This window comes from Collinsella sp. BM28 (assembly GCF_054551995.1).
Genome location: NZ_JBTOLJ010000001.1, coordinates 265,231 through 285,505 on the forward strand (window position 1 = coordinate 265,231; position 20,275 = coordinate 285,505).

Annotated in this window: 12 protein-coding genes; 11 read left to right on the plus strand and 1 reads right to left on the minus strand. The window is 60.8% G+C overall.

Going from position 1 to position 20,275, the window contains the following annotated elements; genetic code table 11:
• Positions 1 to 690: 690 nt before the first annotated feature.
• The 5 genes from dnaK (at position 691) to ACX9NZ_RS01170 (ending at position 5,325) form a co-directional block, all read left to right on the plus strand.
• A complete protein-coding gene (gene dnaK, locus ACX9NZ_RS01150; protein WP_407496600.1) occupies positions 691 to 2,577 on the plus strand; it encodes a molecular chaperone DnaK in 1,887 nt (628 codons plus the stop codon).
• A gap of 101 nt (positions 2,578 to 2,678) precedes the next feature.
• Complete coding sequence (locus ACX9NZ_RS01155) at positions 2,679 to 3,446, plus strand: nucleotide exchange factor GrpE (protein WP_118653440.1); 768 nt, start codon at positions 2,679 to 2,681, stop codon at positions 3,444 to 3,446.
• A gap of 126 nt (positions 3,447 to 3,572) precedes the next feature.
• Positions 3,573 to 4,511 carry a DnaJ C-terminal domain-containing protein gene (locus tag ACX9NZ_RS01160; protein ID WP_118653441.1) on the plus strand — a complete coding sequence of 313 codons (939 nt, stop codon included), beginning with the start codon at positions 3,573 to 3,575 and terminating at the stop codon, positions 4,509 to 4,511.
• Between the two features lie 111 nt (positions 4,512 to 4,622).
• A complete protein-coding gene (locus ACX9NZ_RS01165; protein ID WP_118653442.1) occupies positions 4,623 to 5,036 on the plus strand; it encodes a heat shock protein transcriptional repressor HspR in 414 nt (137 codons plus the stop codon).
• A 37-nt stretch (positions 5,037 to 5,073) separates the two neighbouring features.
• Positions 5,074 to 5,325 carry a cysteine-rich small domain-containing protein gene (locus tag ACX9NZ_RS01170; protein WP_294122992.1) on the plus strand — a complete coding sequence of 84 codons (252 nt, stop codon included), beginning with the start codon at positions 5,074 to 5,076 and terminating at the stop codon, positions 5,323 to 5,325.
• 215 nt (positions 5,326 to 5,540) lie between these two features.
• Here ACX9NZ_RS01170 and ACX9NZ_RS01175 read toward each other — a convergent pair whose 3' ends face one another.
• Positions 5,541 to 7,709 carry a SpoIIE family protein phosphatase gene (locus tag ACX9NZ_RS01175; protein ID WP_407496597.1) on the minus strand — a complete coding sequence of 723 codons (2,169 nt, stop codon included), beginning with the start codon at positions 7,707 to 7,709 and terminating at the stop codon, positions 5,541 to 5,543.
• A 251-nt stretch (positions 7,710 to 7,960) separates the two neighbouring features.
• Here ACX9NZ_RS01175 and ACX9NZ_RS01180 point away from each other — a divergent pair, with 251 nt between their 5' ends.
• The 6 genes from ACX9NZ_RS01180 (at position 7,961) to ACX9NZ_RS01205 (ending at position 20,247) form a co-directional block, all read left to right on the plus strand.
• Complete coding sequence (locus ACX9NZ_RS01180) at positions 7,961 to 8,695, plus strand: hypothetical protein (protein ID WP_407496595.1); 735 nt, start codon at positions 7,961 to 7,963, stop codon at positions 8,693 to 8,695.
• 33 nt (positions 8,696 to 8,728) lie between these two features.
• A complete protein-coding gene (locus ACX9NZ_RS01185; RefSeq protein ID WP_459389421.1) occupies positions 8,729 to 15,571 on the plus strand; it encodes a Calx-beta domain-containing protein in 6,843 nt (2,280 codons plus the stop codon).
• 2 nt (positions 15,572 to 15,573) lie between these two features.
• Positions 15,574 to 15,723, plus strand: coding sequence for a hypothetical protein (locus ACX9NZ_RS01190; RefSeq protein WP_304291493.1), 150 nt, complete (start codon positions 15,574 to 15,576; stop codon positions 15,721 to 15,723).
• A gap of 142 nt (positions 15,724 to 15,865) precedes the next feature.
• Complete coding sequence (locus ACX9NZ_RS01195) at positions 15,866 to 16,159, plus strand: STAS domain-containing protein (RefSeq protein WP_304291491.1); 294 nt, start codon at positions 15,866 to 15,868, stop codon at positions 16,157 to 16,159.
• A 9-nt stretch (positions 16,160 to 16,168) separates the two neighbouring features.
• Positions 16,169 to 18,385 (plus strand): cysteine peptidase family C39 domain-containing protein, encoded by a 2,217-nt coding sequence (locus ACX9NZ_RS01200; protein ID WP_330006430.1) that lies wholly within the window; start codon positions 16,169 to 16,171, stop codon positions 18,383 to 18,385.
• Positions 18,386 to 18,393: 8 nt separating this feature from the next.
• A complete protein-coding gene (locus tag ACX9NZ_RS01205) occupies positions 18,394 to 20,247 on the plus strand; it encodes an ATP-binding cassette domain-containing protein (RefSeq protein ID WP_330006429.1) in 1,854 nt (617 codons plus the stop codon).
• Positions 20,248 to 20,275 lie beyond the last annotated feature (28 nt).

A 20,275-nucleotide genomic window follows, 5' to 3' on the forward strand; every position in this document is an offset into this window, starting at 1 on the left:
ACTGTTCAAGGTCGCTCGTCGTAATGAGGGGCGGTCGGGTCCAAAGGCTTGTTGGACTTCCATTTTGGTCTCTCACGCAAGTCCATCCGTCACTGCACGTCCCCAAACCGTGCGTTTCGAGCTCCGTCTGCAGCCGATCGCTGGGACTGTACAGGGCGAATCGTCCGCACATCTCATTTATCGGGAGAAGGGGGTGCAAATATGCAAATGTTGAGCTTTATTGAGGACTGTCGAGTACAGAAGGTCTCATCCAGACTAAAAGCGCAGGTTGCAGGCGTGCGTTTCGGGCGTCTACTTGGGTTTGACGAAAAAGAGGCAACATTTGCGTATTTGCATGCGGTTTGGGCGTGTGGAAACCATCCGGAGCTTGCATTGGGTGTGTGGAGCATGTGTGAGCGTGCCGCGGGCGTGTGGACGCGCGCCAAGCGAACACTGGGACCACCTCGGGTGCGTAGTGGGGTGCGGCGGGTGTGCCGTGGGTGGGGCATTGAGCCTATGGGGCCCGCTAAAACATCTGTTAGCAGGCTGCAGAGAAGACTTAAGTTTAAGAAAATAAGAAATCTTATATGAATTGACTTAGATTTTGTATAAGTCGCCGCATAAGGGGATACACTATGCCATGAGCAAAACGCAGAAGCGCCGTGAGCATCCGCGAACGCGCGCCACGCAACCCAAGGAAGGGAAGTAACTATGAGCAAGATTCTCGGTATCGACCTGGGCACCACCAACTCCGCGATGGCCGTTCTCGAGGGCGGCACGCCCACCACGATCGTGAACGCCGAGGGCGACCGTACCACCCCGTCCGTCGTCGGTTTCCGCGCCGAGGGCGACCGCATCGTGGGCAAGGCCGCTAAGAACCAGGCCGTCACCAACCCCAAGAACACCGTCTTCTCCATCAAGCGCTTCATGGGCCGTAAGTTCTCCGAGGTCCAGGACGAGCTCAAGACCGTGCCTTACGAGGTCAAGGAAGGCAGCAACGGCCGTTGCGTCGTCATGATCGACGGTGAGGAGTACACCCCCGAGCAGATCTCGGCAATGACCCTTTCCAAGATGAAGGCCGACGCCGAGAAGTACCTTGGCGAGCCCATCACCGAGGCCGTCATCACCGTCCCCGCGTACTTCAACGACGCCCAGCGTCAGGCCACCAAGGACGCCGGCCGCATCGCCGGCCTCGACGTCAAGCGCATCGTCAACGAGCCCACGGCCTCCGCGCTCGCCTACGGCCTCGACAAGCAGGACAAGGAGCAGAAGGTCCTCGTCTTCGACCTCGGCGGTGGTACCTTCGACGTCTCCCTGCTCGACCTCGCCGACGGCGTGTTCGAGGTTCTCGCCACCAACGGCGACAACCACTTGGGCGGCGACGACTGGGATCAGCGCGTCATCGACTGGATGGCCGACAAGTTCCAGTCCGAGAACGGCGTCGACCTGCGCAAGGATCCCATGGCTCTGCAGCGTCTGAAGGAGGCCGCCGAGAACGCTAAGAAGGAGCTCTCCGCTGCTCAGCAGGCCGTTATCAACCTGCCCTTCATCACCATGAACCAGTCCGGCCCGCTGCACCTCAACTACACCCTCACCCGCGCGGAGTTCGAGAAGATCACCCGTGACCTGCTCGAGCGCTGCAAGGCTCCGGTCACCAAGGCACTGAACGACGCGGGCGTCTCCCTCTCCGAGGTTGACGAGGTCATCCTCGTCGGTGGCTCCACCCGTATGCCCGCCGTGCAGGAGCTCGTCAAGAACATGACCGGCAAGCAGCCGAACATGTCCGTGAACCCGGACGAGGTCGTCGCCAACGGCGCGGCGGTCCAGGGCGGCGTGCTCACCGGTGACGTTGAGGGCATCCTGCTGCTCGACGTGACCCCGCTGTCCCTCGGTGTCGAGACCATGGGCGGCATCATGACCAAGATGATCGACCGCAACACCACGATCCCGACCTCCAAGACCGAGATCTACTCCACGGCTGCCGACAACCAGACCTCCGTCGAGATCAACGTGCTCCAGGGCGAGCGCGAGCTTGCCCGCGACAACAAGTCCCTCGGCAAGTTCCAGCTCTCCGGCATCCCGGCCGCCCGTCGCGGCGTCCCGCAGATCGAGGTCACCTTCGACATCGACGCCAACGGCATCGTGAAGGTCTCCGCCAAGGACAAGAGCACCGGCAAGGAGCAGTCCATCACGATCTCCGGCTCCACCGCGCTTTCCGATGAGGAAGTCGATCGCATGGTGAAGGACGCCGAGTCCCACGCCGAGGAGGACAAGAAGCAGAAGGAGGAGGTCGAGGCCCGCAACCAGACCGACTCCCTGTGCTACTCCACCGAGCAGACCCTCGCCGAGCTCGGCGACAAGGTCTCCGGCGACCTGAAGTCCAAGGCAGAGTCCGCCATCGCGGACGCCAAGAAGGCGCTTGAGGGCTCCGACATCGAGGCTATCAAGGCGTCCGGCGAGGCTCTGCAGTCCGTCGCCTACGAGCTCGCTCAGATGGTGTACGCCGATGCCCAGGCCGCCGGCGCGGGTGCTGACGGCGCCGCCGCTTCCGACGACGTGGTCGATGCCGACTACGAGGTCGTTGACGACGAGGAGTAGGTTCCCCGCCCGCGAGTCCAAAACCCGCGGTAAACATGGATGAAAGGGGCGGCCGGCCTGCCAGCTGGCGAGTCGGCCGCCTAGGCTGTAAGGAGACGGACGTGAAGATACCCGTGAAGGATGCCGTGGAGGCGTCCGATCAGGCACCTGAGCCCGCCGAACTGGTTGTTGAGAAGGAGGAGGCCGATATGGCCGAGGAACCTGCTGAGATGACCGAGGAAGAGATGGTCGAAGCCGCTATTCGCGCTGGCGAGGAGGCTGCTGACAACGACTTCAAGCTCAAGTACGAGAAGGTCGAGGCAGAGCTTGCCGAGCTCCGCGAGCAGCTTGCCGCTGCCGAGGATTCCAAGACGGCAGCCGAGGCCAAGGCCGCCGACGCCGTGAGCCGTCACGCGCGCCTGCAGGCCGATTGGGAGAACTACCGTCGTCGCACCGCGCAGGAGCGCTTGGACGAGCGCGCCCGTGCAACCGAGAAGCTGGTCGAGGCCCTGCTTCCGGTCGTTGATGATATGGAGCGTGCGCTCGATCACGCGCGTAGCCAGGAGATGGCCGAGGACTTCAAGCAGTTCGTCGACGGCGTCGATGCCGTGCGCGCCAAGCTGCTCGGCGTGTTCGACCGCGAGGGCGTTGAGCCCATCGATCCCAAGGGCGAGGCCTTCGACTGCAATATCCACCAGGCAGTCGGTCGCGTTGAGGACGCGTCTCAGTACGATGAGACCGTGAACGACGTGTATCAGAAGGGCTATCGGATGGGCGGCAAAGTGCTGCGTCCCGCTATGGTCACCGTGACCTACGGCGGCGACAAGCGCCCCGCGCCGGCGCCCGAGGCCGACGCTGCGGAAGGCCAGGCCGAGGAATCGGCCGAGTAAGTAGCGTTTCGACCTGCGCGTGTTCGATGGGCCCTCAGTACGGGTCCACGCGGCACGCGTTTTCGATTGATCAGGCGGGGCCCTGGGACGATAGCCCGGGGCCCTTTTTAAGAAGGGAGGGTTCACATGCCTTCATCTAAGAGCTTCTACGATGTCTTGGGCGTATCGAAGAACGCCTCCGATAAGGACATCAAGTCGGCTTTTCGCAAGCTCGCGCAGAAGTACCATCCCGATCGTGGCGGCGATGAGGCCAAGTTCAAGGAGATCTCCGAGGCGTACGAGACGCTCTCGAACCCCGAGAAGCGCAAAGAGTACGACATGATGCTGCAGTTCGGCGGCATTCCCGGGCAGGGCGGCTACGCATATTCGGGCGGAGCGGGCGGTCCCTCGATGGCGGACATCTTTGGCAGCATGTTCCGAGGCGAAGGGGTGAGTGGCGCGTACGGCTCCGACCCCACCGGGTTCGACTTTGGCGACATGTTCGGTGGGGGCGCGCGCCGGGCGCGCAAGGGTAGCGACCTCAAGGCCGTTATCGATGTGACTTTCGACGAGGCGCTGCACGGCGCCCGCAGGAGCGTGACGCACCGTATTCCGTCGACGGGCGAGAGCGACACCATCGAGGTGACGATTCCCGCTGGCTGCTATGACGGCATGAAGGTCCGCTACAAGAACCATGGCGAGTACGGCGTGAACGGCGGCCCGCGCGGCAACATGCTCATTGAATTCCATGTTGCCGAGCATCCGGTTTTCAAGCGCCGCGGCAAGACCGCCGATGTATCGGTCGAGGTGCCCATCTCGATGTACGAGGCCGCGCTCGGCTGCTCGGTTGACATCCCCACGCCCGAGGGTAAGAAACTGCGCCTCAAGGTGCCCGCGGGCACGCAAACGGGCAAGAGCTTCCGTTTTAAGGAGATGGGCATGCCCGACGCCAAGCGCCGTGGTCACATGGGCGCCCTGTTGGCGAACGTGACCGTGCAGATCCCGACGAGCTTGACCGACAAAGAGCGCACCGCTTTGGAAAAGCTACGCGATTCCGATGAGCGCGACTATCGCACCAAACTCTAACGTGTAATGTGGTGGCGGGTGCGTCTTTGCACATCTGCGTGCGCCGGGCAGCTGAGTCCCGCCGCGCGCCGCGTACAATAGGACTCGAAAGATCGATTTGATGGGGGAAGCATGTCCGAGGAGAGCCGCAACAAACCGCTGTATATGATTTCCGTGGCCGCGGAGCTCACGGGCATGCACCCCCAGACGCTGCGCGTGTACGAGTCCAAGGGCTTGGTGAACCCCAAGCGCTCGGGTGGTAACACACGTCTGTATTCACAAGCCGACATCGAACGCCTCGAGCTCATCAACCAGCTCACGGACGAGGGCATCAACCTCGCTGGCGTGGTGCGCATCCTTGACATGAAGGAGCGCGCCCAGGAGCGCGAGCGCGAGGCGGAACAGCTCCGTGCGCGCGTGCGCCAGCTCGAGGACGAGCTGCACGAGCTCAAGATGCAGAAGCGCATCACTGCGCTCGCCCCGCGCGACGGGTCCGCGGATCCCGAGAAGGTCCTGCGCGGCCTTCTCGGCGGCGGTGATTTGTAGGTTGGCGCGGGAGGCCGCCCGTTAGGAGGGGCTCTGCATGCCCAGCACGGAGTCGTACAAGTTCTTCAACCACTCCACCTGCGAGTTCTATCCCTGTCACGACATGTCGGCGGCGGACCTCAACTGCCTGTTCTGTTTTTGTCCGCTGTACCGGCTAGGCGATGCCTGCGGCGGGAATTTCGCCTACATCGATGGGGCAAACGGTGAGCGCATCAAGGATTGCAGCGCCTGCACGCTGCCGCATCGCCGCGAGAACTACGACTACATTATGGGGCGCCTGGCGGAGTGACCCCATTGAACGCGGGACGTCCTTCGGTCATGTAAGCTAAAACTTGCTAAAAGAAACTAAAACCGACTAAAAGCGCATCCAGTTTGCTAAAAGAAACTAAAAGGATCTAAAAGGCACTGTAGCCGGGTGATTTCAGCCGTCCGGCCAGCCTTTGCATGAAACATGTGCTGCATGAGCGTCGCGGAGACGGCTAGCGAACGCGAAGGCGGGCGCTGCTAGAGCCCGTAGTGCTTGGTGACATGCAGGATGTTGTGGTCGCCAAAGCGCTCGTAGCGCATGGAATCGGAAAGCTTGCGGACGAGCAGGAGCCCCATGCCCCCGACCTCGAGGTCTTCCAGGCGCTCGGCACCCGTGAGCGCGCTGATTTTTCGCAGGGTGGGGTCATACGCCACACCGCTATCTTGCAACAGAATATGCACCACGTTGTTGGACACATCGTCGGCGACGAAGATATCCACACCCCGTTTGGAAGACGGGGCGCCTTCGTAGGCATGCGTGGCCACGTTCACGAACAGCTCCTCGACAATGAGGTCGAGATTGAAGCCCGCGTTCTCAACCGCGGCGTCGGAAATGTGCGAGTGAACGAATTCGCAGACATCCATGCAAAGGTTCGCATCGGCAGCAAAAGTGCCGCAGGCGGTTTCGGGCAGCCAGCAGAGCGACAATACGGTAAGGTCATCCGCCTGTTCAGCACCTTCGGAAAATGAGGTTACGGCACGCTCAACTATCGCTACGGGGGAGTCCGAACCTGCCGCATTGAGCGCGTCTTCGAGTCGTCGATCGCCGAATAGCTCGCCAGCGGCGGAACGCGCTTCCGTTACCCCGTCGGTGTACAAAACGACCTGCTCTCCCGGCAAGATCTTCGAGCGACCCGTTTCGTAATAGAAGTCCTCCATCACGCCCAAGGGAAGTCCGGGCTTGGCCTTGAGCCAGCGGTTGCCATGCGTGGCGGAAAGCAGCATGGGCAGATTGTGCCCTGCATTTGCGAACTCGATATTACCCGTTCGCGCATTGAGGGCCACGACGAACATCGTCACGAACAACATGGCATCGTTGTTGGCGCACAAGTGCGAGGAGGCATGGGAGAGACCTTCTCCCAGCGTAGAGGCGGAACGTAGACACTCGCGCGTTTCGGCCATGGCGCGCATCATGAAAAGCGCCGCAGGGACCCCTTTGTCCGACACGTCGGCAACGAGCACGCACAGACGATGGTCATCGAGCGGAAACACATCGTAAAAGTCCCCGCCGACCGTACGGGCGGGACGCATGATGGCATCGATTTTTGCGCTGTACGTGCTTTCGAGGTCGGAGAAATCAAGCGGTAGGGCATTCGTCTGAATAGTGGAAGCGAGTCCGAGTTCCGTCGAGATACGCTCGCGCTCACGTGCGGAGGTTTGGGCTTCGATCATGCTGGTGGCAAGTGCGTGGCGCATCTCATTCGATTCGTGCGCCACGAGTGCGATTTCGTCCAGAACGTGGCTGGACGTAAGGCGGATGTCGAGCTCACCGTCGCGCATGCGCTCCGGGCCAGTGGAATCCATGCGCATCGCAAGGGTGCGAGCATCGATTGCCAATTCATTTAACGGCTGGGCGAGCGCGTGCTCAATGATGGCGAGCATGGCGCAGGCGAGGCCAAAGAGGCAGATGGTGACGGTGGTGAGCAGCGGATAGATGAAGGCAAGCGATTCATCGAGAGCCGAGTTTGCGACCGTGTTGCCATCTTGGATTCTGAATGCGAACATAATCGCGACGCACAGGATGCTCGCGATGGCTGCAGCGAAAAGGGCTACAAGGACGAATCGCTCAGAAAGGCTGCGTTCGCCGCGATCACGTCTCACACGTTGAACCGGGAGCATGGTGGGCGGGGCAATATATGTTAGTGCGAGGAAATTGTTGAACAAATGGACCATGTGGATATTGAGGGCCTGCATGGTGTCTCCCTCGAGGGGCAGGAGCAGCAGCGTCACGAGAAGGGCGTCGAGCATCGCTCCGATCAAAAAGGCAACGAGATGTTTAGCGGAGGCGAGGCGCGGCGCGGCGTCGCTGCCAAACAATATGTTCCACCAGGCGCGCAGACCATATGCGTAGATGAGCTGGATTACAAAGTACGCCGGCAGCCATGGGTCGTTGGGGAAATGAAGGATGTCTGAGATGAGGTTGCCCACGGCGCAGCCAAAGGCTCCGGGTAGGCCGAACATCAGGCCGAGTGTTGGGCCCAGCCCCGAAGCAGGTCGGATTTGCGTCACGCCGTTGAATGCGGGGACGGCAAGGAACGCCTCGAGAATCACGAGGTACACGATACAGCAGCCCATGGCAGTGCGGAGAAAGTGAGACGCGCGCAGGCGCATGGGGGCGGACGTTGGATGAAGGGTGCCGGGCAGCATACGGTCTCCTCAGGACATGGTTGTAGCGCCACACAGGGGCCCGCCGCGTTTGCGTCCATTGTACGCAAGGCGCAGCCCCCCCACGCGTTTCAGGTCGTTCATTCCTTGTGAGGAGTCATTCATTCCCGTTATTGCAATTGCAAAAAAAGTTACCCTCCCCCTCACAGATAATTAAAAGACGATTGTGGAGGAATGGCTCGTGGGGAGGCATTATGGGGTGTGGACGCGCACGGAGGATTTTGGCGGCGACAATGACTGCATTGTTGCTGTTCCAAGCAACACCCGGCGGAATGCTGACGGCGTACGCGGCGAACAACGGCATTACGGTTTCTCCTAAAACCGATGAGCTCAAAGCCGAGCTCGCTGCCAAGACGCAGGATTATCCTGCTGGCGCCTTCGCCTTTTACGAGGCGAATACCTCGATTAAGGAAGGCGAGAGCGATCGCGAAGTCCGGGTCGTCCGCTGGGGCGACACGTCTGCCCAGGCAACCGTGGACGTCAAGGTGTTCGCGCTCACGGCCACCTATGGCGAGGACTTCGAGGTCTATACCACACGCGGCCTCGTCAAGGATGTGTTGAGTGAGGAGGGGCCCAAGGACGCCGACACTGCAGCTGCCGAGGACGCCGCGAGTGCCGATGCCGAGACCGCATCCGATGCCGCTACAGGTGACGACGATGCGACGGACGCCTCCTCTTCCGAAGCCGGCTCCTCTTCACAAGAGGAGCAAGTTCCTTTCACCGCTACCGGCACCGATGAGACGGCGGAGGCTTCCGAGCCCTCTGCCGACGTGAATGCCGACGCCGCTCAGGGTGAAGACGGCATCAGCTCCATGCGCGATGCGTACGCCATCCAAACCGGCAAGGACACCAAGCGTACCGACTGGCGCGGCGAGTACGAGGAGAGCATTGCCCCGGTTGCTGCCGTCGAGGCGGCGAACGGCATTGCGAGCGAGCTGCCGGGGGCGACGGGTACGCTCACGTTTTAGCCGGGCGAGTACGTTAAAACCGTGCGCATCTCCGTGAAAGACGACGATCGTGCCGAAAGCGACGAGGCGTTCAAGCTGATGCTCGGCTCCGCCAGCGTGGGTGTACTGGGCGGGCAGATGCAGCACACGGTCACCATCGAGGACAATGAGGAAGCTGAGCGCATCGCCTTCGCCATGAAGGACTCCGTAGTCACCGTCGAGCCGGGTGCCGAGTATGCCGAGCTCACCGTGGTGCGCACGAGCGGCAAGGACTACTACGCCGGTGCCGTGGTGGGCACCGCGGCGGGTACCGCCACGCCCGAGACCTCCTACGAGGCGGTCGACAACGGCGTCGTCTCCTTTGCCTCTGGCGCAACCGAGCAGACCATTCAGATCCCGCTCAAAGAGACCGCCCAGGCGGGCACGGAGTTCACCGTGCGCTTGGACGCCGATTCCACCAACATCGACGGCGCCGCCGAGACCATTGTGAAGATTGGCGACGACGCGGCTTCTGCGACAGCAGGCGCTCAGGATGCGGCGGACGACGCCACCGATAATGCCGCAGTCCCCATGGCAACCAGCGAGGATGATGAAAAGGCGGCCGAGCCCGCCGCCGTTAACGCCGTGGCTGCTCCGCGCTATGAGCACAATGGCGTCGTGTATGACGGTGTTCGTGTCGATCCCTGGTGGACTGCCAGTGCCGATGGTGTGGATGCCTCGGCTTCCTTCACCTATAAAAACACCGATCTGTCCGATGAGGCAACCCGCATCGTCGCCCGCATCAATGTGTGGGGAAGCACCAATTGGTCGTTCCTCGGTACTCCCGCATACAAGAACTGGAGCATGGCATTCGGCGGTCGCACCATGATCAATGGGCGTGATTGCGACAGCAAGGACGTGTGGTACACCGAGCAGTTCAACATCACATATAACGAGAGCAAGACCGGCGGTCTCTATCTCAAGGTCAACACCGACGGAACCAATTACCATGGCCGCGTAAGGCTCGAGTACCTAACGTACTATTACCCGCGCTACACCGTCACGATGAATGAGTCCGATTTCGAGCAGACGCTCGTAGGCAGGAACTATACGTCCACGACAAAGTCCACAACGTTCAAGGTCAACGCGATCAACGGGGACTTTAAGAGCAAGGACGCGACCGTCGCGCATGACGGCTACGTCAACCTGCGACCGGACAACATGACCGACGGTGTGCGGATCAAAAAGTACGAGATCTACGCGGGTAAAGACAAGATCGGTGAGACGAGCGGCTCCTTCTTGCATTACAGCGATCTCAACGAGCTGCGTAAAAATTACGAGAGCAAGCTGGAAACCAACAAATTCAAGATCAGCGTCAAACCTGTCTATGAGGCAATTTCTGCAACGGTGACGTTCGAGACGCAGGATGCGAGTGCCATTGACTTCTCGGGTAGAAAATCCGGGAGCCAGGGCTTCAAGGCAGGCGACAAACTCGAGGCGACGCAGATTGACACGCTGACGATTACGGCTGAATGCCCTACCGATCAGAAGGTCAAGCCCTTGGCCATTTCCCGGTATGAATCGAAGTTCAGTTGGTCGAAATTCAAAACAGTGAAAACGCATGTGAAGGATTATCGCGGTGACGGTGGCCTCAAGCTGACGGTGAGCAAGCTCAAGATCGATGACGACAGCATGACGCTCAAGGCCATGCACGATGACGCAACCCTTACCTACGAGTATACGCCGAGTGAGGCGGATGCGGTCAACGCCACCTGGGGTGCCGTGGCCGTGTACGACCCGGATAATCTTAGCGAGCCCTTGGGCGTTTCCAACTACGAGCAGCCCCTCACGCTGCGCGATAGCCTCGAGATGATCGCGGGCAACTCCTACGTGGCACGCGTCATGAAGGGCGACGGGTTCATGGAGGGCACCGTCGTCGATGGCATCTCGTACTCCACGCGCACCATCTGGACCTATACCGACCCCACGACGGGCCAGAAGCAGTCATCGACGGGCAATGCCTTTATGTTCGACCCGTACTACGGTGACGAAGTGGTGAACTACCACTTTAAGAACGTGCAAGACGACCGCAAGAAGGCGGGCGTCACGGGTACCGTCTATATCCAGGAAAAGCCGCTGTTCTCGACTAACGCCAAGCAGACGAGCAAGCCCGCCGTGGGCGTTCAGCTCGACGTGGGCGGTGAGAACGCCAAAACCGACCAGAGCGGCACGTACACCATCGACCCCGTGTTCAACAAGAGCGACTACGTCTCTGCCTTTCTCACCTACGATTCGCTCACCATGATGAGCAACGTGGCGATATCTCAGGACACCGTCAAGGACTTCTACATCGACGTCGACGAGCGTGATGCTCTCAAGGTGTCGGACAGCTCCATTTACAAGCTCACCAATACGGGTGAGAAGGATATGTCCAACAACGATATCTATGAGCAGCGCAAGGCCTCCTCGGTGCTGCTCGAGGACGCTATGTACACCTTTACGGTGAACGCAACCGGTTCTGCGGGCGTCACGCCGGGCAAGGCGGAGTTCTACTTCTACGACAAGAGCGGCAATCGTCTGGATGACAAAACGCAGACGGCCACGTTTAACGGTGCCACGGCGGAGCTCAAGCTCAATCCGCAGACGCTCAACTTGTCGGTGGGCGATTCCATGACGGTCAAGCTTTTCGACACTAAGGGCAATGGGTACTTCGAGCATCAGACGAGCGTGATCTTGGGCAAGAAGGCCGAAGGCGTCTATACCTTTAACTACGAGGGCATCAAGCAGGAAGATGACAACCTCTTCCTCAAGGCGGTCGGTGGTATCTCCATGGGATACGACTTCGTGCTCGATATGCTCTCCGCCAACGCGGGGACCTATGAGGACGAAACCGGCGCCCAGCATCAGCTCATGTTCATTGGCTTTGGCAACGGGTTCCAAAACCAGGGATCCAATGCCGAGAGCGAGGTCTACAAGACGCTGCAGCAGGCCATTGCGAACATCGATGAAGTGAATACGAACGCATATAGCATAAATGCCAACGACAACATCGCGTTCTTTGGTAGCGGGAGCTGGTCTTTCGACATTTCGCTGGGCATCATCTACGACATGGTTATGGAGGACACGGGCGACCGCAAGGGCGAGTTCAAGTTTAGTGACTACTTGATGATGGTGGATGCCTCGGCCGGTTATAACAAGGAGTGGAAGGTCCCGGTTGGTCCGGTGAACCTGACGTTCAACTTGCAGTTTGGCTTTGGGGACTCCTCCAACGGCACGAGCGGCGTAAGTGTCAAGTGGCATTTCTACGATCCGGATGACGAAGGGTACTTCGTTGAGGACAACGCCGCGATAAACCTCCTGTTCGACGAGAACATCGACAGCAAGGGCTATTTTGGGCTCGATGCTCGCGTTCTGGGCTCGCTGCGCGCCGAGTTCCTGGGCGACTTGATTGGCGGTGAAGGTGCCCTCACTGTGCAGGTGGGCAACCGCACCGCTTATGACTCCGAAAACTGGAATGACTACGGTGAGGTGCTGCTCACGCCCAAGGTGAAGCTCGTGGTGCTGGGCATCGGTATCCCCGTATGGTCCAAGACATGGCGCCACGAGTGGTCTACGGCGGACGCCCAGGCGAAGGCACGGGCGAGTGCGGCGATGATGAATGCCATCGACGAGGGCATGAGTGCCGATAACATCCTGTTCACCAGCACCGATGGGGCCGATGCGGCGGACTTCTCCTATGCCGAGAACCGCTCTGGCTGGAATAGCGGCGGCATGAGCTTCTTCAACGCGTTCAAGGCAGCGGAGAGCGCGGATGAGGACGTCTTGCAGACGGGCTTCCTCACCGATTCCGACATCTCCTTGTGCAATCTGGGCAGCGGCATGTACCTCGCCGCGTTCCTCGATGTGGTGCCCGGCCGCGATGATGCCAACAAGATGGGTGCGTACTACTCCGTTTACGATGGCTCCGCGTGGTCCAAGCCGGTGCTGTTGAACGATGACGGCACCGAGGATCAGGTGCCCACCATCTCCGATGCGGGAGAGAAGGGTGTGCTCATTGCTTGGTCGAGCGCGGGCGAGGAGCTCAACGGCAACGCCGACCTGAGCGATCGTCTCAACCAGTTCAACATCGAGGGCGTCTTTTACAAAGACGGCAAGCTCGGTGACGTGATGCAGATCACGAAGAACACGGATGAGGATCACTTTGCCGACACCGATCCGCAGGCCGTGTACTACGAGACGGCGGACGACAAGGGCCGCATCAAGCTCTACTACACCAAGAGCGAGTTCACGGTGAGCAAGCCCGAGGAGGGCGAGGTTGTGGGTGATCTGCTCAACCCCGATCAGCTGAACCTTGTGCGCGAGTACGACGTTGCGAGCGGCGAGTGGGTCTCTACGTATGATGCCGAGACCGAAGCGGGAATCCGTGCGAAGTTGAAGGGTCAAAACCCCGGTGCCTCCGACGATGAGCTGGAAGAGCTTTACGAGAAGTACGTGACCGACTGGTACGGACAGGTCTTCCTTGACCTTGCGCCGGCGGTCGACATCACCGAGACGCTGGATGAGAACGGCAATTGGTCCTCCGACCCCGTTATCACTCCGCTCGATTCCACGGCGGCGGGCTCGCGTATGGTCAAAGACTCCGACGCCATCGCCTACAACGGGTTGGGGCTCCTCGCCTATAGCCTGGACAAGGGCGGCATGGCGCAAACGACCGGTGACCAGAACCTGTATCTGCAGATTTTCAACGCCGAGACCAACGAGTACCACCATCCGGTCATGATCTCGGGCGTGAATGCCGAGATCAGTGACATCCAGTTCATGCGCAGCACATACCTCGGAACGGACGAAGAAGAGCATCCCATCACCTGGCTCTACTGGAAGGAGCAGGCATCTCAAGCCAAGAAGGATGAAGCGGGCAAGGTGGTCACGGACGAGTCCGGGAACCCGGTGATGGAAGATGTGACCTCGATCAAGCGTATCGACATCTCTACGCTCGTGGGCAACAAGGACCAAAACCTCATCCTCAACGAGGATGACCCCGACCATCCGTACTACTACATCAACAAGGCTGAGAGCAATGCCGCCTACGCGCCCGAGCAGGTGCTCGTGAGCTCCACGCCCGAGTCTGATGACGGATCGGACTTCATCTCCATCGACAACTTCCAGGTTAAGTCCAGCGCCGATGGCAGGTACAACTTCATTGTGTGGACGCAGGGCGTTAATGCCGGCGAGGGTGATGAGGCCCGCCAGGAGCTCCAGCTCTTTGCCGTGCGTGAGGATCTGCACTCCGGCGAGGTGTCCGCGCCCGTCCAGCTCACCGATAAGGCCGATCAGTACATAGCGGAGTTCGACTTCGCCGTGACCGATGATGGTGATATCGACGTGCTTGCCGGCCGTCAGACGCTCAAGTCCACTAAGGTGCTTGACGAAGATGGCGAGGACACCGGCGTGGTGGCGTACGAACCCGATCCCGCGACCTCCGAGCTCGCGTCCATGCATATCACGCCTTCTCGTGAAATCACGGTTGATGACGCCGTTGAGGGCGCGTTGCACAAGAGCGACGATGACGCCGTGGTCGACTTGAGCACGACGATTCACAATGAGGGCTTCGAGGGGGTCGAGAAGATCAACATCGTGGCCGTCGACAACAACGGTACGGTTGTGTATTCCAGCAAGGATGAGGTGCTCGGTACGGTCAGCGACCCCGTGACGCGGGGAGCCGAAGACGGTGGCATCACGTTCGAGGACGGTAGCGATACCACCCAAAAACGCGGTCTCATCACGCTCGGAGGCGGCGAGCAGCTTAAGCTCACGCTGCCCATCCCCGTAAGCAAGGCCGGCGTCTACGACGTGACCGTGCGTGTTACCGCCGATGGCAAGGAAATCGCCACCAAGCAGTTTAAGGGCCAGGTTCCGGTTAAGCTGAGCGCCACGGGGCTCAATGCCGAGGTTCTCGAGCGTAACAAGGTCGAGCTTTCGGCGACCATTTCCAACGAGACGGTCCTGGCCGCCAACGAACGCACCGCCGCATACGGCTACATCGATTCGGACGGCAACCAGGTCGAGCTCGGAACCGTAACGGTGGAGGGCCTTGAGCCCGGTGCATCCACCGAGTTCTCCGTGGAACTCGATCAGGACTTCGCGACGTTCGAGAGCAAGGTGCTCGACGATGGGTCATTGCGCGATAGCCGTCGTTACTACCTTGACCTTGAGCCGGAGTCCAAGGCCGCCAAGGCCGAGGCTGCCGCTACGGACGAGGGTGTGATCGATGAGGGCGATAACTCGGCGACCATTGTGTACGGCGAGATTGCGCTCACTGCCACCGCTTCTCAGGTCTCCCTTATGGGCAAGGCCAAGAATCTCGGTGCCAAGCTCGCGATTGACGACGGCGAAGGCGGTGTCAAGGCGGTCGAGGCCGTTAAGGCGGGCGAGTATGCCGAATTGGCGCTCACCGTGGATGGCGTGTTGGCTCAAGATTCCGAGGAGCTCATCAACGGCTACAAGGTCGTGTGGGACGAGGTTGACAACGATATCGCCAAGGTTGAGCGTGACGGCACGTTCCTTGCCAAGAAGAGCGGCACCGTCAAGTTGACCGGCAAGGTCATGCCTGCGAACACCGAGGTTGCCCTGGATCCGAGTGGTGTGTCGGTCGAGGTCGACAACTACGATGCGCTGCCCGCCTCGCTCATCAAGACCATCGAGGTGACCGTTACCGATGGTGTGGTTGTTTCGAGTGGTGGAACGGGCGGCACAGATGGCACCGGCGGTTCCAATACTGGTAATGTGGGTGGAAACCTGCCCAATATGGGCGATGTGCTCAACCCGCTCTATATTATTGTGATCACCGCGGCGGGCATAGTGCTTATCACTGCGGGCGTGTACGTGCGTCGTCGCCGCAATGAGAAGAAGGGACGCTAATCATGGCAAAAGAGAACGAGAAGATCGAGCTTGGCGAGGTCGAGGAACTGAGCGACGAGGCGCTCGCCGATGTTGCCGGCGGCGGCCTGCGCGACAAGGTGTATGTGACCCCCACCACCGACATCAGCGACGATACCGCTTCCAAGATCTAGCGTGATCGACACGCAAACGGCGTGATAAAATCCGCCGCGGCGCGGTCCCAGGGTGATGCCCGGGGCCGCGCCTTCGGCGTTAACAATGGGCGCATGGGCACCTAGCTCGGGTATGATGCCCTCCTTGTGGGAGGAGAACGATATGGATATCAAAGTGAATGTCGATGGGCAGACGGCGAACGTCTCGCTTGCGGGTTCGCTGAACGCTGCCACTGCGGGCGAGCTCGAGGAAGCGCTCGCGCCTGTTCTTTCCGGCGTGCGTGAGGTCCACTTCGACTTTGCGGACCTCGAGTACCTTTCCAGCGCGGGCCTGCGCGTGCTCATGATGACGTACAAGCGTCTGGGTGGTACGGGCCTGAGCGTCGATAACGCATGCGACGAAATCCGCGAGGTCTTCGACATCACGGGATTCTCCGCGCTATTTGACATCCGGTAGGGTGCTGACGTGACTGGACACGGAGCAGTGGCGGGACGGGTCCCCCAGGTGATGCAGATGGAGGCGCTCGAGTGTGGTGCCGCCTGTCTTACCATGGTCTGTGCATATTGGGGTAAGTGGCTCCCGCTCGAGCAGGTGCGCGTCGACTGTGGTGTCTCGCGCGACGGATCGAACGCCCTCAACATCATCAAAGCGGCCCGCCGCTACGGCCTGAGCGCCCGCGGCATACGCTGTAGTGCCGAGGCGTTGCGCCACGAGGCGAGCTTTCCGTGCATCGTCCATTGGAACGCCGAGCACTTCGTGGTGGTTCGCGGCTTCAAGGGTGGCTATGCCTACGTCAACGATCCTGCTTTGGGCAAGGTACGACTTGGTATCGAGGAGTTTGACCATGCGTTTTCGGGCGTGTGCCTGCAGTTTGAACCGAGTGCGTCATTTGAGCGCGGAGGCAGGCGCCCGAGCGTTCTCACGTTTGCGCGCGAGCGGCTGCGAGGTGCGGCTTCGCTGCTCGCGGTGCTGGCAGGCGTCACGGCGGCTGCGCGCGCGGCGGACCTTCTTAACCCGCTACTCTCTCAGGCTTTGCTGAATCGCCTGGGTGCTCCTGGCGTGTCGAACGACTGGGACGCCCTTTTTATCGCGGCTCTGGCGCTCGCCGCCCTTGTGCAGGTTGCCTTGTTGGCTTTGGTCGCACGCTTGCGCGTGAGGGCGACCGGAAGAATCGCGGTCAAGACGAGTGCCTCGCTGTTCTGGCACATTCTGCATTTGCCCATGGTATTTTTCGCGCAGCGCTCTCCGGGTGACCTGGTTGCCCGCGTGGACTCCGGATCGACCGTTGCCGCGCAGCTCGTCGGGGTACTAGCGCCGCTTGTGGTGAACGCCGCCATGCTCGTCGTGTATCTCGTGTTCATGGTTGGCTATGCGCCCCTGCTCGCTGTCGTGGGTGTTGGCTCCATTTTGCTCAATTTGGGCGTTGCTGCGCTCATCTCACGCCTGAGGGTGAATGTGATGAGCGCTCGCCAGCGCGACGAGGCACTGCTTGGTTCGGCAACGGTTGCCGGTATCGACGTGGCGGAGAGCATCAAGGCCGCTGGGGCCGAGGAGGGCTATGTGGGTCGCTGGCGTGGCCTCATGGATGGCGTGACCGCTCGTCGTATGGACGAGGTGAGGCTCGGGGCTCGCTTGGGAGCCGTGCCGCTGGCGGTGACGAATGCGGCGAACGCCCTTGTACTCGTGCTCGGTGCATGGCTCATCGGGGCGGGGTCGCTAACCGCGGGCGCCCTTCTGGCGTTCCAGGGCTTCATGGCGCGCTTTGCCGCTCCTGCCGAGGCGCTCATTGCCAGCATGCAGACGCTTATGGAAATGCGCGCGCAGATGGATAGGATTCAGGACGCGATGGCCTATCCCCTCGATGCGCTTGCCCAAGACGGCATGGGCGATGGGAGCGATGGTGATGCCGAGGACAACGATATCCCCCGCTTCCAGGATGATCAGGATGTCGGCTACGAGAAACTGCGCGGCGAGATTTGCCTTGATAACGTGACGTTTGGCTACGCCCGCTTGGCGCCGCCACTCCTGCAGGGGGTCTCCCTGCATGTTGAACCGGGCAAGAGCGTTGCGCTCGTGGGTCCTTCGGGCTGCGGCAAATCGACAATCGCCAAGCTCATCGCCGGCCTGTATCAACCTTGGGAGGGCGAGGTCCTGCTCGATGGAACGCCACTCCCGCAGGTTCCGCGTCCCGTGCGCACGGGATCAGTTGCGGTGGTCGACCAAGATGTCTCGGTCTTCGCAGGTACCATAGACGAGAACATCCGTCTCTGGGACGACTCTATCGAGGACTACGAGGTCGTGCTCGCTGCACGCGACGCTGAGCTGCACGACGACATCATGCGGCGTCCTGGGGCATATCAGGGCGTGCTCGCCGAGGGCGGCACCGATTTGTCCGGTGGCCAGCGCCAGCGATTGGAGATCGCTCGAGCACTCGCTGTCGACCCCACCGTACTCGTGCTCGACGAGGCGACGAGTGCGCTCGACGCGGTGACCGAGAAGCGCGTCATGGATCGCATACGCCGTCGCGGGACGTCACTCGTGGTAGTCGCTCACCGTCTATCTGCCGTGCGCGACTGCGATGAGATCATCGTGCTCGACCGAGGGCGTATTGTCGAGCGTGGTTCGCATGACGAGCTGATGGCAGAGGGCGGTCTGTACAAGACGCTCGTGACGGTGGAGTAGGGGGCGCGATGGGCTGGTTTGACACGCAAATTCAGGAGCGCCGGGCGTGCGATGAGGCGCTCATGGCCTCCACGGTAGAAGCGCTGTCCGCGGCTATTGAAGGCAAGCGCGGCGGGGAGATAGGTGCGCAGCGAATGTTGCCCGACCGCGAGCTGGAGCCCCGTGACATCTACCGGTTCGTGTTCGAAGGGCTCGGCGTATACGATTGGACACGCGTGCTTTTAGGAGCCGCCGCGGCGAGCCTGGCGGGTATGGTGCTGCCCGCTGCGACGGCCTTCGTGTTCACCGATGTCATTCCGTCGGTGATGGCGAATGCGGTGGACCATGCGGATCTGGGCTTGTTGGGGCCGCTGCTCGCGATCCTCTTGGCTGCCGGTTTCGCCCAAGCGGTCATCGGAGCGCTGCGCGCTCTGCTGATGGGTGGCATGGTGGAGCGGAGCGCTCGAGACCTCATCTCTGCGCTCATGGACCGTGTGCTGCATTTGCCCGCCTCGTTTTTTGGCGCGTATACCGCAGGAGACCTGGCCTCGCGCATCCTCTCCATGCGCTCCATGGTTGAATTGATGGGCGACGCCCTGTTCTCCACCGGTCTCACGGCGGTGTTTTCATTGGCGTACGTGCTCCAGATGGCGGTCCTGGCTCCACAGCTCGCGGGCGTCGCGTGCATGGTGATCGCCCTGCAAATCGCGGGGTGCGCCATAGTGGCGTACCGTACATCTCGGATGCTCGCCGCGCGTTTGGACTGGCGTTCACAACGGAGCGGCAGGGAGGTCTCTCTGGTGGAGGGAATCCAAAAGATACGCCTTGCCGGAGCGGAGGTGCGGGCATTTGCGCGGTGGGCCTCGCTGTATCGTGGCGAGCTTGTCGCTACGTACGGGCACTACCTGGATGCCGCAATCCTGGCGGGCATGGGCGCGGTCGGATTGCTGGCCATCTATGCGCTTGCGGACCTTTCCGCTGTTTCCGCATCGGCGTTCATGGGTTTCGCCGCTTCGTATGGCGTGGTGCAAGCCGCGCTCGAAGGCTTGGCGCATGCAGCTTGTGTGGGCATGACGCCCGCTCCCTTCATCAAGCTTGTCGATCCCATCATGATCTGTGTCCCCGAGACGGCTCGCCCTGGGCAGGAGGTGGAGCGCCTTGTGGGTCGCATCGAGCTCGATAATGTCACATTCGCATATGGCGAGGAGCTCGAACCGGTGCTCAAGGGTGTTTCCGTCAAAATCCGCCCGGGGAGCTATGTGGGCATTGTGGGGCGCACGGGCTGCGGCAAATCGACGCTCATGCGTGTTTTGCTGGGGTTTGAGACCCCGCAGGCGGGAGCGGTCTACTACGACGGGCGCGATGTCCGCCAGCTCGATCTGCGCAGTCTGCGTCGTCACATGGGCGTGGTTCTGCAGGACGGTAAGCTGTTCGCGGGGAGCTTGATCGAGAATATCTTGGTGAGCGCACCCGACCTTGGCGTGGAGGAGGCCTGGCGTGCCGCGGAGCTAGCCGGAATTGCCGACGATATCCGTGCTATGCCCATGGGCATGCAGACGCTGGTGGGTGAGGGCGCAAGCAGTCTTTCGGGTGGGCAGCGTCAGCGCATCATGATTGCGCGGGCCATTGCGGCGAGTCCACGCGTCTTGCTTTTCGACGAGGCTACGAGCGCACTCGACAATGCCACCCAGGCTCATGTCGCGGCTTCGCTTGCGAGCCTCAAGTGCACGCGAATCGCCATAGCACATCGCCTTTCAACGGTGCGCGATTGCGACCGTATCCTCGTTTTCGACGACGGCCGCATTGTGGAGGATGGGACGTACGAAGAGCTGGTGGCAGCGGACGGCGTCTTTGCCGATCTGGTGCGCCGCCAACAGGCTTGATGTCTGGGTCCAAAGTAAGCTTTGACGA

Excerpts from the sequence above, each read along its gene's own strand:
- ACX9NZ_RS01180 (WP_407496595.1), top strand. The coding sequence starts at position 7,961 with ATGACTGCATTGTTGCTGTTCCAAGCAACACCCGGCGGAATGCTGACG.
- ACX9NZ_RS01195 (WP_304291491.1), top strand. The coding sequence starts at position 15,866 with ATGGATATCAAAGTGAATGTCGATGGGCAGACGGCGAACGTCTCGCTT.
- ACX9NZ_RS01165 (WP_118653442.1), top strand. The coding sequence starts at position 4,623 with ATGTCCGAGGAGAGCCGCAACAAACCGCTGTATATGATTTCCGTGGCC.
- ACX9NZ_RS01190 (WP_304291493.1), top strand. The coding sequence starts at position 15,574 with ATGGCAAAAGAGAACGAGAAGATCGAGCTTGGCGAGGTCGAGGAACTG.
- ACX9NZ_RS01205 (WP_330006429.1), top strand. The coding sequence starts at position 18,394 with ATGGGCTGGTTTGACACGCAAATTCAGGAGCGCCGGGCGTGCGATGAG.
- dnaK (WP_407496600.1), top strand. The coding sequence starts at position 691 with ATGAGCAAGATTCTCGGTATCGACCTGGGCACCACCAACTCCGCGATG.
- ACX9NZ_RS01175 (WP_407496597.1), bottom strand. The coding sequence starts at position 7,709 with ATGCTGCCCGGCACCCTTCATCCAACGTCCGCCCCCATGCGCCTGCGC.
- ACX9NZ_RS01170 (WP_294122992.1), top strand. The coding sequence starts at position 5,074 with ATGCCCAGCACGGAGTCGTACAAGTTCTTCAACCACTCCACCTGCGAG.
- ACX9NZ_RS01160 (WP_118653441.1), top strand. The coding sequence starts at position 3,573 with ATGCCTTCATCTAAGAGCTTCTACGATGTCTTGGGCGTATCGAAGAAC.